Origin of the sequence: Faecalibacillus sp. TM498 (assembly GCF_020589955.1) — a bacterium.
Taxonomy (GTDB): Bacteria; Bacillota_I; Bacilli_A; order Erysipelotrichales; family Coprobacillaceae; genus Faecalibacillus; species Faecalibacillus intestinalis.
Map to the genome: position 1 here is coordinate 1 of NZ_JAJDKB010000029.1, position 14324 is coordinate 14324.

Genomic DNA, 14324 nt, shown 5'->3' on the forward strand with positions numbered 1-14324 from the left:
CCCTAAAGTTGTCCCCTAAATAATTTGGCTTTCCCCCTAAATTATTTGGTTACCCATACCATTTACATATTTTTCATTTTATACCTGTATTTTGTAAATAACATTAAAAAATTAAAATTACATCCATCTTATTTTTTAACTAAAGAACATCCTGCACTTGTTCCAATACGATCAGCTCCAGCAGCAACGATTTTCACCATATCTTCAGGTGTTCTAACACCACCTGCAGCTTTTACTTTTGCTTTTCCATGAACAGCTTCTTTCATGATTCTAACATCTTCAATTGTAGCCCCTCTTGTTGAAAAACCAGTACTTGTTTTTACATAATCAGCTTTTGCTTCTACGCATAATTCACATGCTTTTTTAATTTCATCTTCTGTAAGTAAACAAGTTTCTAAAATAACTTTTACTAATGTTCCATTAGCAGCTTCAACTACCGCTTTAACATCATCTCTTACTAAATCATAATTTTTATCTTTTAAAGCTCCGATATTCATTACCATATCAATTTCATCAGCCCCATTAGCAATCGCATCCTTTGTTTCAAATGCTTTCACTGCACTTGTATTAGCCCCTAATGGAAAACCAATAACTGTACATACATTGACATCACTATCTTTTAGATAGTCTGCACAATAAGCAACATGGCATGGATTAATACAAACACTTGCAAAACCATATTCCATTGCTTCATCACAAATTCTTTTAACTGTTTCTAAAGGTGTATCTGCTTTTAAAACAGTATGATCAATCATTTTGTTGTAGTTCATTTTCTTCTTCTCCTTCGTATACTCTTTTAATAGCTTTTAATGCTATCGCTTTATCTCCTTCATACTCTCTTTGACCAACTTCTAAGGCAATAAATTTTTCATGACCTTTTCCTAATAATAAAACAACATCTCCTGGACTTGCTTGTTCAATGGCTTGTTCAACAGCTACTGCACGATTAGGAATAATAATGCTTGGAATATCTGTAATCTCACTTTGAATTTCTTTACAAATTTCCTCAATATTTTCTCCTCGATCATCTAATTCAGTCAAAATCACATGATCTAAATATCTATTGGCCAATGCTCCTATTTTCTTTCTTCTTGCCATATGTCTTTTACTCGGTGCTCCTAAAACAGCAATAATATTTCCTCTAGAAACACGATCTGCAAATTTAAAAACATTTTCAAAATCTTTTGTATGACAACAATAATCGACAATAATCGTAATTTTATGTTTATTAGGAATAAGCTCCATTCTTCCATTAACTGGTTTTAAATCACTAATGGCTTCAATGATCATGCGATCATCAAATCCTAAACCAACAAGTACTCCTACCGTTGCTAGAACATTATAAATATTAAAATCAGCAATTGTTGGACAAACAATATGATATAGATTTCCTTTTAATGAAAGATCAAATTCACTATGATCAATATAAAGTTCTATATTTTTAGCCATAATTTCACTTTCATTTTTAATACCATAAGTCATAATTCTTGCTTTCGTAGCTGCTTTAAATTCAGCAAAAACTTCTTCATCTTTATTTAAAACAGCAATCGAATTTGTAGATAACATTGAAAATAGTTTTTTCTTACTTTCAATATATTGTCTTCTAGTTCCATGAAAATCTAAATGTTCATCAGAAATATTTGTTAAAACAGCAATATTAAAATCGACTGCATCAATTCTTTTAAGTGCCAAACCATGACTACTTGCTTCCATGGCAACAACCTTAACACCACGTCTTGCCATATCAAACAATTTCTTTTGTACATATAAAGTTTCTGGCGTCGTATAAGGGCACTGTTCTTCTACCCCATCATACTCTAAAGAAATTGTTCCCATGTAAGCTGCTTTACAATAATGATCCATCACACTTTTAACCATTGAAGCAACAACTGTTTTACCACTTGTTCCAGTCACTCCAACAACACGCATTTTCTTACTTGGATAATCATAGAATACATTAGAAACTCTATTTAATTCATCTAAAGCATCTGCTACCTTAATATAAATAATGCCTGGTTGTTTTTCTATATCCTTGCTATGAACAATAACTTTTGCTCCTTGAAAAATAGCATCATCCACATAACGATGTCCATCTACACTCAATCCTTCAATACAAAAGAATATAGAATAGGGTTTTACATATCTTGAATCACTATGAATTGAGTATATTTTCATATCATTATCAATATCAAACAACTCATTTAATCGTTTCATTATACCACTCTTCCAATTAACATTTCATCATATGAATCAATTATAACATTCTTCAATTGACCTATCAATTGTTCATCACTTTGTACTTTTATAAGTAAATAATTATCTCCATGTCCCACATAATATCCATGATCTTCTTTTTCAAAAAGCACTCTTAAAGTTTTACCAATTTGAGATTTTGCATAATTTTCATTTAACTCATGAGATAATGCAATCAATCGATTAACTCTTTCATGTTTGATTTTTTCATCAACTTGTACCATACGTGCTGCTGGCGTTCCTTTACGCATAGAATAAGGGAAAACATGAAGTTGTGTATATCCCACTTTTTTAATAAATTCATAAGTTTTTTCAAACTCTTCTTCGCTTTCTCCAGGAAAACCAACAATGACATCTGTTGTAAAAACAATATCAGGAATCAATCTTCTAATTTTTGATAATTTTTCATAATATTGTTCACAATTATATTTTCTATTCATACGTTTAAGTGTTTCATCACACCCAGCTTGAAGCGGTACATGTAAATGATCCACAATAATTTTAGATTTTGAAATTAAATCAATAATATCATCAGTAATTTGACTTGTTTCAATAGAAGAAATACGAAGTCTCTTTAATCCTTCTATTTTTGTTAAATCTACTAATAAATCATAAAAACTATAATTTTCTAAATCTTCACCATATCCTGCTGTATGAATCCCTGTTAAAACAATTTCTACATATCCTTTAGCTACTAATTCCTTTGCTTGTTTAATAACACTTTCTGGTTTTCTAGATCGCACTCTTCCTCTAGCATAAGGAATAATACAATATGTACAGAAATTATTACATCCATCTTGAATCTTTAAATAAGCTCTCGTATGTAAAAAACGATCAATATTTAAATCTTCAAATTTTCTTAATTGTTTAACTTCAGAAACTTTCACAATTCTTTCATGTGTTTGTTGATACTTTTCTACTAAATCAACAATTTCATTTCTAAATTGTGTCCCTAAAATGATACTTACACCTTCAATTGCTTCAATATCTTGAGGTGCTACTTGACTATAACATCCAACAACACAAACAGTTGCTTGAGGATTTTTACGAATTGCTTTGCGTATCATTTGACGAGATTTACTATCTCCTGTATTTGTGACAGTACATGTATTAACAACATAAACATCTGCCACTTCTTTAAAATCAACTTCTTCATATCCTGCTTCTTCAAACATATTTAGCATTGCTTGAGATTCATAGGAATTAACTTTACATCCTAATGTATGGAATGCAACTTTCATTCTTTCACCTACTTTAATTTTTTCATAATTTTTTTATGTACTTTATCACTTAAATAATTTAATTCATGTAATTGATTTATAAATTGTTGAGGTTGTTTATAATAAGTCATAACTTCTCTTATATCATCTAAAGATGTATTTCCTTGGAAATATTTATCAATTATTGGAAAACTATCTACTAAACCATATTCTTTCTTATCAAAAATATAGATTTTCTTTAAACCATCATAATAATAATATTCATAATTTTCATCTTCAGCTATTCCTTTTAAAGAAGAAAAAGCAGAACGTAATACTTTTAAACCATAAAGTTGATAAGGAATTTCTATATTTCTTTGATAATTTTTAACATACAATTGATGTTGTTTTAATGTTAATAACATATAATTATTTAAATATCTTTCATTTACAAAAGGTTCTAAATAAGGAATTAAAATAATTTGTTGATCAGCTTTCATGAGTTTTAAATTTTTTAACGTTTCACTAATAATACTATTAAACATTTTTTGTTTTTCTTCATAATTTAAATATTGAATAGCATCTTGTGTCTCATAAACAAATCTCTTATATTCCCCTTCTATTTTTGTCTTATTATAAATACCATTTAAAATCACTTCATATTTAAACATTTCTTCTTCATTTGTCATTTTAAAAGCAAAACCATCTTCAAGAAAAGTATCTTTTTGTCCTTCAATAAGACGAAACAAATCACATTTTTTTAATTTTAACTCTACCCCATATTTCTTTAATAATTTAATCATTTTGTAAGCTCCCTTGAATAACCAATGACACTCATTAAATAAAGTGGTGCTGTTTCACTTCTTAAAATACGGTTACCTAATGAACAACATTTAACGCCCATCTCGTTTAATTCTTGAATTTCACTTTCATCAAAGCCACCTTCACAACCAACAATAATCAATAATTGATCTCCTGCTTTTAATTGTTGTAAAGTATGAAATAATTCACCATGTTCATGTTGTTTAGCAGTTTCTTCATAAGCCACTAAATTATAATCTTTTAAATAGGGTTTTAATTCTTTAATTGTTTTTACTTCTTCTATTGAAGGTATTCTATTTCTTCCTGATTGTTCACTTGCTTCTTTTAATATTTTTTGATAGCGGGGCAGTTTTTTATTGAATTTGTCTTTAGTAAGTTTAACAACACATCTTTTAGAACTTAATGGAATAATATGATGAACTCCTAACTCACAAGCTTTTTGTAAAACAAATTCAAATTTATCTCCTTTAGGTAAAGCATAAACAAGTGTAACTTCTACATCTAATTCATTATTAATATCTAATTTTTCAATTGGTAAAATTGTACCTTCTTGAACATTTTCAATTAAACATAAATATTGAATATGTTTTAAGTCTACACAAATAATTTGATCACCATTTTTATTACGCATTACTTTTTCTATATGATGTTGATCACTACTTTCTATTTTGAAAGATTTATTTAATTCGATATTTTCATTGATAAAATATTTTTGCATCGTCTTTCACCCCAACATATTCTAGCATAATATTTCCCCAAGAAAAAACAATTTTACATTTTTATTTATATTCCTACAATTTCAAAAAGAAAAGTACGATTTTTCGTACTTAATTAGCTATTATTTTCTTTCTAAATACAAAATAGTTTTATAAAAAAAGAAGTAGCTTTTATACTACTTCCTTATTGAGCTTTTAAAACAAATCCATCTTGATAATCAACTTCTACATGTTGTCCTTGATGAACTGTTCCTTTAATAATTTCTTTAGCAAGTTTTGTTTCAATTTGAGATTGAATAAATCTCTTTAATGGTCTTGCTCCATAGATTGGATCAAATCCTTCTTCTTGAATCATTTGATAAGCTTGATCAGTTAAAGAAATCGTAATCTTTTTATCTTGTAAACGATGAACTAATTGACCAATAAATTTATCAATAATTTTTCTTACTACTGAACTATCTAATGAATTAAACATAACAATTTCATCAATACGATTTAAGAATTCTGGTTTAAAGTGCGCTTTTAATTCTTCTTTGACAAGTTTTCTATTTTCTTCATTATTTCCTTCTAATAAATATTGAGAACCAATATTGCTTGTCATGATAATAATTGTATTTTTAAAGCTAACTGTATTACCTTTACTATCTGTAATACGTCCATCATCTAAGACTTGAAGTAAGATATTGAAAACATCAGGATGGGCTTTTTCAATTTCATCCAATAATACAATACTATAAGGATGACGTCTTACTGCTTCTGTTAATTGTCCACCTTCTTCATAACCAACATATCCTGGTGGAGCTCCTACTAAACGAGAGACACTGAATTTTTCCATATATTCAGACATATCAATACGCACAATATTCTTTTCAGTATCAAATAATTGTTCTGCTAAAGCTTTAGCCACTTCTGTTTTACCAACCCCAGTTGGACCTAAGAATAAGAAGGAACCAATTGGTTTTTCTTCATCATTGATACCAGCACGGCTACGTAAGATAGCATCTGTTACTTTAGTGATTGCATCATCTTGACCAATAACACGTACTTTTAATGTATCATCTAAGGCTAAAAGTTTTTCTCTTTCAGAAGCCATTAATTTATTCATTGGAATACCTGTCCATCTTGAAATAACTTCTGAGACATTATCAACAGTTACTTTTTCTTGAAGTAAAGCATCATCCGATTCTTTTGCTTCAAGATCAGCAATTTCTTTGGTGATTTTTGGAATATCACCATATTGAAGTTTAGAAGCTTCTTGTAAATTACCTTCTTGCATATATTTATCTTGTAAAGCTACAAGTTTATTTTTTTGATTCTTTAATTCTTTAATATGATCTAATGAAGACTTTTCTTCTTTCCATTTTGCTTTTAATGCTGTTTCTTGTTCAGTTAAAGAAGCAATACGTTCTTTAATATCATTTAAACGTTTTACATTATCTTCATTACTATCTTCTTTTTCAATCGAAATTCTTTCCATTTCTAATCGATTCTTTTCACGTGTAATACCATCTAATTCTTCTGGTAAAGAATCAATTTCCATACGAATTGAAGCGCACGCTTCATCGATTAAATCGATGGCTTTATCTGGTAAGAAACGATCCGTAATATATCTTTGTGATAAATTAACAGCCCCAATAATAGCACTATCATTGATTTTAACCCCATGATGTCTTTCAAAAGAATCTTTTAAACCACGTAAGATAGCAATACTATCATCAATTGTTGGTTCATCAACTTGTACCTTTTGGAAACGTCTTTCAAGAGCCGCATCTTTTTCAATATATTGTCTATATTCATCTAAAGTCGTTGCTCCAATACAATGAAGTTCACCACGAGCCAACATTGGTTTTAATAAGTTAGCAGCATCCATCGCACCATCTGTTTTACCAGCACCAACTAATTGATGGATTTCATCAATAAATAAGATGATATTTCCATTTGCTTTTTTAATTTCACCTAAAACTGCTTTCAATCTTTCTTCAAATTCACCACGGTATTTAGCACCAGCTACAAGTGAACCTAAATCAAGTTCATATAAAGTTTTATTTTGTAAAGAAATTGGTACATCATTTTTATAAATACGCCATGCCAATCCTTCAACGATGGCTGTTTTACCAACACCTGGTTCACCAATTAAAATTGGATTATTTTTTGTTTTACGTGACAAGATTTGAATCACACGACGAATTTCATCATCACGTCCAATAACTGGATCTAATTTTCCATTTTCCACATCTTTTGTTAAGTCACGTCCATATTTTTCTAATACTTCATAAGTATTTTCTGGATTTGGATTGTCTACCATATGATCACCCCGCATTTCTAAAATTACCTTTTTTGTATCCTTTTTATTCATACCTTCTTGGTTCAATAAATCTTTGACCCAATTTTCATTTATTTCAAATAAAGCCATAATGATATGTTCTACAGACATATATTCATCTTTAAACGATGTCATTTGACTATTTGCTTTCGCAAGTAAATCATTTAAGCTATAGCTTATTCTCATGCTATTGACATCAATATTTTCAAGTGTCGTTTTTTGTTGAAGCCTTTGTTCTAATACTTGAATGAAATGATTTTTATCTTTATTTAGCTTAGATAACACCCTTGGAAAAATACCACTACTATCATTCAATAAAACATACAATACATGTTCAATGTCAATTACTTGATGCTTATAACTTAATGCTAATTGACTTGCTTTTTGAATTGCCTCTTGCATCTTGGCTGTAAATTTTTCGATATCCATGTTATCACTCTCCTTTAGCACTCCTTTATCCCTAGTGCTAATTTTATTATATTCATATTTTTAGCACTGTCAACACATAAGTGCTAAAAAATTAAAAAAATCCTCTTTAAAGGATCCCCTATTCTATATTATTTAACACTAATAAAACTATTCAATTAGCCCTAATAACCAATTTCGTGCATTAATACGTCGTATTCCTTCATATTGCACTTCAGGATCATCATCCATTGTAAGAATAACTTTAGGGTAATTCTTGAATAGCTTGAAGATGTCTTAACTCTCTTTGAAGTGTTTTTTCATCACATACAGTTAATGCAACTTGATAGTATTCGATACCTTTAGAATTTTGCGCAACAAAATCCACTTCAAAATGATCAACTTTCCCTACAAATACTTTATTTCCTCTTCTTAATAATTCTAAATACACAACATTTTCTAAAATATGTCCAGCATCTATTTTTTGTGTTCCTAGTAACATATAGCGCATTCCAATATCTACAATATAGTACTTTTCAAGTATCTGCAAATATTCTTTTCTTTTGTATAACCATACTTTTAATTGCTTCACATTTTCATAATTTGTTCTTTTTATAGAGATCATTCTTTGCATATTGGTTGTGGGAAAGTACTTTGGAAAATACTTGTTGCTTTAAAGAGACGAAACATTCATTTTTTAAATAAACAGTTATGTGTTCTTTCTCCTTTTTGTTGGTTTAATACCGGTAGAAAAAGTATTCACTTTGCATGCCTTTTACCTCAAATCATGACATTTCCAATTTGTTTATTCTTTGAAACAACTGTTATTGGTATGATTTTGTTTACTTTTAAATCAAAATCAAATTGAATCGAACAAATTATCAATGTGATTGCTCTGGATGTTTTATTTTAGGTGTTCTTAGTCTTTTCTTTTTTGATAAATAAAAAAGTGAGATCACCTTGATCACACTTAAAACTATCTTTCTTCATAATTCACTGCTTCATCGACTCGTGTAAGTATTCCTGCAAAAAGATTGGGTTCTTTAGCCGTTCTTCCTCTTAAGACATATCCTTCACAACGACATTTTATATATTTACCATTTTTTAAACGTGCACGATATGTTAAATCATGACATTCTTTCTTTCCAGAGAAAACTGCTTCAATATCTTCTTCATATTCTTTACAATCATCTGGATGAATATGTTCTTCCCATATTTTACCTGCATCATACATATATTCATAAGGTAAATCAAAGTCTTTGACAGCTTGTACGGACCATCTTGAAACATTTGTTTCCATATTACATATATAAGCATAGCGGTTGATTGATGTTTGAGAAAAAGCATCAAAAATACGACTATCTAAACCACTTTTATCAATATGATTACTGTATTTAGGTCGTCTTTGATCAATATAATGTTGCATTTTAAAATGATACATTTTTTTATCAGCAAGACTTAAATATTCACTAATTGTTTTGTTTTCTTTTTTATCAATATCCACACAACCAAAACTAAAATCACATGGATACGGTACTTTCTTTTTCATTTCTTCTCTAAATTGTAAGCGTATTTCTAGTAGACGTTCTTCACATATATGTGCATCTTCTTTTTTAGATAAAATAAGTAGTTCATCCCCACCAATTCTAAAAATAAATTCATCTTCTTTTAAATTCATTTTCAAGATTTGACATACTTCTTTAATATAGCGATTTCCTCCAGAATGACCATAATTATCATTTACATACTTCAAACCATCAATATCAATAAATACAATGGCACAAGGAATATCTTTATCCCAAAGCTTTTTAATCATTTGATTAAAAGCACGTCGATTCGCAGTTCCCGTTAAGACATCTGTATTACTGATATGTTCCATCTTTTCTCGATAATGGCTTAATTGATCAATCATTTCATTAAATGAATCAGAAAAGCTTCCTAAGCTTGAAACATGTTGTTTATAATCACCTGCCGCAACTCTTTGAGCAACCCATGATAAATGCTTTAAATTACTTTGAATGCTTTTAACAGGAGCCGCTAAATAATTGTGAGATATAGAAAATTCTTCATCTACTTCTCCTTGGGCCATTTTAGATAAAACAATCTTTTCATCTTTGATCACTTCACCTAAATATTCAATTCCATCTGCAAGCTGTGTTACATCATCTGAAAGTTCATCACGACAAAGTGTTGCTTCATCTGTGTTATATAAAAGTTGTTTAATGTAATCTAAGAAAAGTTCTTGATCCTTATCGATCATCATCTACTGTTCCTTTAAAACGACATACTCTACTTCCACTAGACCAGCAATCAACTTCTCTTACTTTAAAAGGCTTCTTGGTATATGCTTCTAAAATTCCCGCAAAAAAACCTTCATCATATTTACATACAACTTCACCTGTTGGTGGCAATCCACTACAATCAAGATCTTCATGAACTGTAATTACAAATTCACCTTTTTCAAAGTCCGCTTCTTCCATTCTTAAAATACCTACTTTTAAAGTTTCTAAAGTTTGAGCAAGCGTACTTACAAATGTACTTTCATCAGCATCAAGAGGCAATGCATTTTTCGCAAATTCACATCCTGCAAGATAACCAGCTTGTCTAAAAATTTCATCTGTTTTTTCAATACCAAAATTTTTAAACAAGACATCATTCATACTGTATTCTAATAATCTATAGACAAGAACCGGCATTTCCTCACCTAAATGTTCTCTTCCTTTTTTGATATTTCCTAATTTATCCCATTCAAATTGATAATGGCTTTCAAGAGATACTTCAAAGATATTTTTCATATTTTCCCTCCTAACATTCATATAAATATTTATCTTCATTATTCCTGAAGTTCTTTTTTCTCTTTGAAATTTGTTTAAGTTCGTAGCTTATTATATCATCATAATTTTAAAATACAATTTCAATTGTAAGCGTTATTATAAGGATATAAAAATATCTTTTTTTTCAAGGAATTGCATGTCAAAAAAAGAAATATTCTCTCTATAAAAAAAGAAATAAAAAGAAAATGAGTTTTGTCATTTTCTACGTCTTGTTTCTTTAATGACCATAATAATGATATTACACTATAATAGACCCATTACAATGATCCTATTTATTTCATCTGAAAAGATTTTACTTGTTTCTAAAGCATATACATTCTTTTCAAATAAAAACATAAAGTGTTTTCTTCATTTTTTCCCCTTTTCAATAAATGTTTCTAATTTAAAACATTGTATCATTTGTTTTTAAAAATCTTCTATTTTTGCACAAAAAGTAATAAAAAAAGCACATTTGTTTTATTAACTAACAATTGTACCTTATAAATGATCATTCATTCTTTCTGAACTATAATACTTATGATATTTTTCAATAATTTCTTTTCGTCCTCTTACTCTAATTGGTATTCTTATATCATTACTAAGAATAAAATCTGTTTTTGCATCTTTTATATATTCCATATTAACAAGATAACTTTGGTGACAACGAATTAATCTTTTTGAATTAATCGTTTTTTTAATTCACTCAACTTTTCTGTTGTTTGAATCACTCTACTATCTTTTAAATGAATATTTAATACATGTTTATCACTTTCAGCATACATAATATCATTAATTTCAAGATATCGATGTTGTTTTTTTACTTTAACAGCAATTCTTTTTTGAACACTTCTTTGTAATACTTCATCTAAAAGCAATGTTAATTTATTTGTATCATAAGGTTTTAACAAATATCCCGCTGCATATACTTCATAACTTTCTACCGCATAGTCTGCATGAGCTGTAAGAAAGATGATTGGTGTAAATTGAATATCTCTTAATTTTCTAGCTATCTTCATTCCATTTGTTCCATTCATAATGATATCTAAAAATAAGAGTTCTACTTCAATATCATCTAATAAATTATCTCCTAATTCATATTCAAAGATTTTAAATTCTTCTTCATTATTTTCAAAATATGTTTGTATAACAACTTTTAAAAGCTATCGATCCAATTTACTATCATCACAAATAGCTATTTTTCTCATAACATACTCCTTAATACTCTGATTTCATCGATAATAATATATCTCTCCTTTATTTTTGGTAAGAAATTTTTATAAAATATTATTTTCATATCACGAAAACAATATTTCATTAAGAAATTAGTGTTATAATGACTAAAAGGAGGATTTTTATGAATAATATTATAATTAGTGATTCGATTAAATATATTGGGGTTGATGATACAACACTCGATCTTTTTGAAAGTCAATATATTGTACCTAATGGGGTTAGTTATAACTCTTATCTTATTTTAGATGAAAAGATTGCAGTTATGGATACAGTTGATGCAAGAAAGACAAAAGAATGGTTTGATAATTTAGATAAGGAATTAAAGGAACATGTTCCTGATTATTTGATTGTTTCTCATTTAGAACCTGATCATTCCGCAAATATTCAATTATTTACAGAAAAGTATAAAGAAGCAAAACTTGTTTTAAGTGCCAAAGCAAAAGCGATGCTTCCTCAATTTTTTAATATTGAAGGATTAGATGAAAGATGTATTGTGGTTAAAGAAGGAGAAGAATTAGATTTAGGAAATCATCATTTGAAATTTATCATGGCACCGATGGTGCATTGGCCTGAAGTAATGGTTGAATATGAAACAACTGAAAAAATATTATTCTCAGCAGACGGCTTTGGTAAATTTGGGGCTTTATCACATGATGAAGATTGGGCTTGTGAAGCAAGACGTTATTATTTTAATATTGTTGGTAAATATGGGGCTCCTGTACAAACTTTATTAAAAAAAGCCAGCACTTTAGATATTAAAATGATTTGTCCTTTACATGGTCCTATTTTAAAAGATAATTTAGGATATTATATTGATAAATACCAAATTTGGAGTAGTTATCAAAGTGAAGATGAAGGTGTTTTAGTGGCCAGTGCTTCTATCCATGGAAATACCAAAGAAGTGGCTTTAAAAGTAGTTGATTTATTAAAAGAAAAAGGTGTTAAAGTTGCCTTCACTGATCTTACAAGAGATGACATGGCTGAAGCAGTTGAAGATGCTTTTAGATATTCTAAAATGATTTTAGCTGGAGCTACTTATGATGGTGGTGTCTTTAGTCCAATGGAAGATTTCTTACATAGATTACAACATAAAGGATATCAAAATAAAACTGTTGGACTTATTGAAAATGGTTCTTGGGCTCCTCTTGCAAATAAAGTGATGAAAGATATGCTTACTCCAATGAAAAATATTACTATTTGTGAAAATACGGTCACAATTAAATCTACTTATAAAGATGAAAATCAAGAGGCAATTAATCAACTTGTTGAAGAAATATGTCATTAAAAAAATCAGCTATTGCTGATTTTTTTATATGATTTTTCCTTCAAAATGATCAAGTTCATGTTGAATGATTTGAGCTGTATACCCTTTAAACGTTTTAATTTTCTTTTTAAAATCTTGATCTAAATAACTTACTTTGATACTTTCATATCTTTGTGTCTTTCTTACACCTTGTAATGATAGACAACCTTCTTCTATTTGATACGTTTTTCCACTTGTTTTTAAAATAACAGGATTAATTAAAATAAGATATTTATTTTCATCTAAAACAACCATCATTGTTTTTAAATATCCAATCATATTCGCTGCCATACCAACACATTGTTCTTTGTAAGCTTGAATTGTTTCTAATAATTCATTGGCGATATATAAATCCTCTTTTGTACATGACTTTGATTTTTGTTTTAAAAAGAATTCATCTTTAATAATTTCTTTAACCATTTTTACCACTTATTATAATGAACAACAGCTTCATCATAATATTCTTCTTTCTCTTTAATTTCATCTAGAGGATAACCAAAAGCAATAATTGAATGAGGAATTTGATCATTGGGTAAATCAAACAATTTACTTTGGGCAAAAACACGATCCATTTGTGGCCATGTACCAAGCCAAACACTTCCAATACCTAAAGACCAAGCTGCTAAAATCATATTTTGTCCAGCAATAGAACCATCTACAGCAAAATAATCTTTAGAGAATTTAAATGCTTTTGAGTAATCTCCACAAATTAAAATAGCAAAAGCACATTCAAGTAATGGTTTCGCTGGTACACCATTTGCTTGATACATTTTATGAAGAACTTCTGGATCGTCAACAACGATAAATGACCAATCTTTTGAATTAACACATGTTGGTCCTGACATTCCTGCTTTTAAGACTGTTTTGATGTCTTTTTCATCTACTTTTTGATTTTTAAATTGTCGAACACTTTTTCTTGTAAAAATTGTTTCTAATGTATTCATTATTGCACCTCTTTATATTTAATTGCTCTTGAAGGTTTTGAAGCAAAGCTTTTGATTTGAGGAACAATTGTTGTAAAGTGTTTTGTTTGATTATGTTCATCAATTGCTTCTTGATTTTGCCATTCTTCAATAAAAGTAAAATGACTATCATCATTAATATCTTGATAAAGATGATAAGAGATATTTCCTTTTTCTTCTCTACTTAAAATAATAAGTTCTTTTGTAAGTTTTAAAAATTCTTCTTGATATTCTTCTTTAATATAATTTTCCGCAACAATTTTAATCATAGTATACCTCCATTAGTTGATATATC

13 protein-coding genes and 1 pseudogene are annotated in these 14324 nt (G+C 28.8%); 1 reads left to right on the forward strand and 13 read right to left on the reverse strand.

Features of this window, described 5'->3' with window-relative positions; all coding sequences use genetic code 11:
- Positions 1-128 precede the first annotated feature (128 nt).
- The 10 genes and pseudogenes from deoC to LJD32_RS09595 all read right to left on the reverse strand — a co-directional run bounded on the left by deoC (position 129) and on the right by LJD32_RS09595 (position 11676).
- A complete protein-coding gene (gene deoC / locus LJD32_RS09545; RefSeq protein WP_022002489.1) occupies positions 129-770 on the reverse strand; it encodes a deoxyribose-phosphate aldolase in 642 nt (213 codons plus the stop codon).
- Positions 748-2214, reverse strand: a complete 1467-nt coding sequence (locus LJD32_RS09550) for a UDP-N-acetylmuramoyl-L-alanyl-D-glutamate--2,6-diaminopimelate ligase (protein ID WP_032089793.1) — start codon at positions 2212-2214, stop codon at positions 748-750. Before LJD32_RS09550 ends, deoC begins: the two co-directional genes overlap by 23 nt.
- Complete coding sequence (gene mtaB, locus LJD32_RS09555; protein ID WP_022002491.1) at positions 2214-3494, reverse strand: tRNA (N(6)-L-threonylcarbamoyladenosine(37)-C(2))-methylthiotransferase MtaB; 1281 nt, start codon at positions 3492-3494, stop codon at positions 2214-2216. The genes LJD32_RS09550 and mtaB overlap by 1 nt, the downstream gene beginning before the upstream one ends.
- Positions 3495-3502: 8 nt before the next feature.
- On the reverse strand, positions 3503-4255 hold the full coding sequence (locus LJD32_RS09560; RefSeq protein ID WP_227392259.1) for a hypothetical protein: 753 nt from the start codon (positions 4253-4255) through the stop codon (positions 3503-3505).
- Positions 4252-4992, reverse strand: coding sequence for an RsmE family RNA methyltransferase (locus LJD32_RS09565; RefSeq protein ID WP_117481085.1), 741 nt, complete (start codon positions 4990-4992; stop codon positions 4252-4254). Before LJD32_RS09565 ends, LJD32_RS09560 begins: the two co-directional genes overlap by 4 nt.
- 182 nt (positions 4993-5174) lie before the next feature.
- Positions 5175-7742 (reverse strand): ATP-dependent chaperone ClpB, encoded by a 2568-nt coding sequence (gene clpB, locus LJD32_RS09570; protein WP_227392260.1) that lies wholly within the window; start codon positions 7740-7742, stop codon positions 5175-5177.
- A 241-nt stretch (positions 7743-7983) separates the two neighbouring features.
- The gene (locus LJD32_RS09575; RefSeq protein WP_227392261.1) at positions 7984-8343 is read right to left on the reverse strand and encodes a DUF4143 domain-containing protein; all 360 of its coding nucleotides are present in this window, start codon (positions 8341-8343) and stop codon (positions 7984-7986) included.
- Between the two features lie 351 nt (positions 8344-8694).
- A complete protein-coding gene (locus LJD32_RS09580) occupies positions 8695-9981 on the reverse strand; it encodes a diguanylate cyclase domain-containing protein (RefSeq protein ID WP_032089787.1) in 1287 nt (428 codons plus the stop codon).
- Positions 9968-10513 carry a 4-vinyl reductase gene (locus tag LJD32_RS09585; RefSeq protein WP_227392262.1) on the reverse strand — a complete coding sequence of 182 codons (546 nt, stop codon included), beginning with the start codon at positions 10511-10513 and terminating at the stop codon, positions 9968-9970. The genes LJD32_RS09580 and LJD32_RS09585 overlap by 14 nt, the downstream gene beginning before the upstream one ends.
- 516 nt (positions 10514-11029) lie before the next feature.
- Positions 11030-11676 (reverse strand): annotated as a pseudogene (locus LJD32_RS09595) (LytR/AlgR family response regulator transcription factor).
- Positions 11677-11885: 209 nt separating this feature from the next.
- On the opposite strand from LJD32_RS09595, the gene LJD32_RS09600 reads away from it, so the two are divergent.
- Complete coding sequence (locus LJD32_RS09600) at positions 11886-13049, forward strand: FprA family A-type flavoprotein (protein ID WP_119363973.1); 1164 nt, start codon at positions 11886-11888, stop codon at positions 13047-13049.
- Between the two features lie 24 nt (positions 13050-13073).
- Here the strand turns inward: LJD32_RS09600 and LJD32_RS09605 are convergent, their stop codons facing one another.
- The 3 genes from LJD32_RS09605 to LJD32_RS09615 are packed head-to-tail and all read right to left on the reverse strand — an operon-like array spanning position 13074 to position 14298.
- Positions 13074-13487, reverse strand: coding sequence for a peptide deformylase (locus LJD32_RS09605; protein ID WP_227359174.1), 414 nt, complete (start codon positions 13485-13487; stop codon positions 13074-13076).
- 2 nt (positions 13488-13489) lie between these two features.
- Positions 13490-14011, reverse strand: a complete 522-nt coding sequence (locus LJD32_RS09610) for a nitroreductase family protein (protein WP_227392264.1) — start codon at positions 14009-14011, stop codon at positions 13490-13492.
- Positions 14011-14298: a putative quinol monooxygenase gene (locus tag LJD32_RS09615; RefSeq protein WP_032089782.1), complete on the reverse strand. Its 288-nt coding sequence runs from the start codon at positions 14296-14298 to the stop codon at positions 14011-14013. Before LJD32_RS09615 ends, LJD32_RS09610 begins: the two co-directional genes overlap by 1 nt.
- Positions 14299-14324 lie beyond the last annotated feature (26 nt).

What these genes read in the sequence shown, in the direction of transcription:
- LJD32_RS09560 (WP_227392259.1), bottom strand. Translation starts at nt 4,255, where the DNA reads ATGATTAAATTATTAAAGAAATATGGGGTAGAGTTAAAATTAAAAAAA.
- LJD32_RS09575 (WP_227392261.1), bottom strand. Translation starts at nt 8,343, where the DNA reads ATGATCTCTATAAAAAGAACAAATTATGAAAATGTGAAGCAATTAAAA.
- LJD32_RS09580 (WP_032089787.1), bottom strand. Translation starts at nt 9,981, where the DNA reads ATGATGATCGATAAGGATCAAGAACTTTTCTTAGATTACATTAAACAA.
- LJD32_RS09615 (WP_032089782.1), bottom strand. Translation starts at nt 14,298, where the DNA reads ATGATTAAAATTGTTGCGGAAAATTATATTAAAGAAGAATATCAAGAA.
- LJD32_RS09610 (WP_227392264.1), bottom strand. Translation starts at nt 14,011, where the DNA reads ATGAATACATTAGAAACAATTTTTACAAGAAAAAGTGTTCGACAATTT.
- LJD32_RS09550 (WP_032089793.1), bottom strand. Translation starts at nt 2,214, where the DNA reads ATGAAACGATTAAATGAGTTGTTTGATATTGATAATGATATGAAAATA.
- LJD32_RS09605 (WP_227359174.1), bottom strand. Translation starts at nt 13,487, where the DNA reads ATGGTTAAAGAAATTATTAAAGATGAATTCTTTTTAAAACAAAAATCA.
- clpB (WP_227392260.1), bottom strand. Translation starts at nt 7,742, where the DNA reads ATGGATATCGAAAAATTTACAGCCAAGATGCAAGAGGCAATTCAAAAA.
- deoC (WP_022002489.1), bottom strand. Translation starts at nt 770, where the DNA reads ATGAACTACAACAAAATGATTGATCATACTGTTTTAAAAGCAGATACA.
- LJD32_RS09565 (WP_117481085.1), bottom strand. Translation starts at nt 4,992, where the DNA reads ATGCAAAAATATTTTATCAATGAAAATATCGAATTAAATAAATCTTTC.
- LJD32_RS09585 (WP_227392262.1), bottom strand. Translation starts at nt 10,513, where the DNA reads ATGAAAAATATCTTTGAAGTATCTCTTGAAAGCCATTATCAATTTGAA.
- mtaB (WP_022002491.1), bottom strand. Translation starts at nt 3,494, where the DNA reads ATGAAAGTTGCATTCCATACATTAGGATGTAAAGTTAATTCCTATGAA.
- LJD32_RS09600 (WP_119363973.1), top strand. Translation starts at nt 11,886, where the DNA reads ATGAATAATATTATAATTAGTGATTCGATTAAATATATTGGGGTTGAT.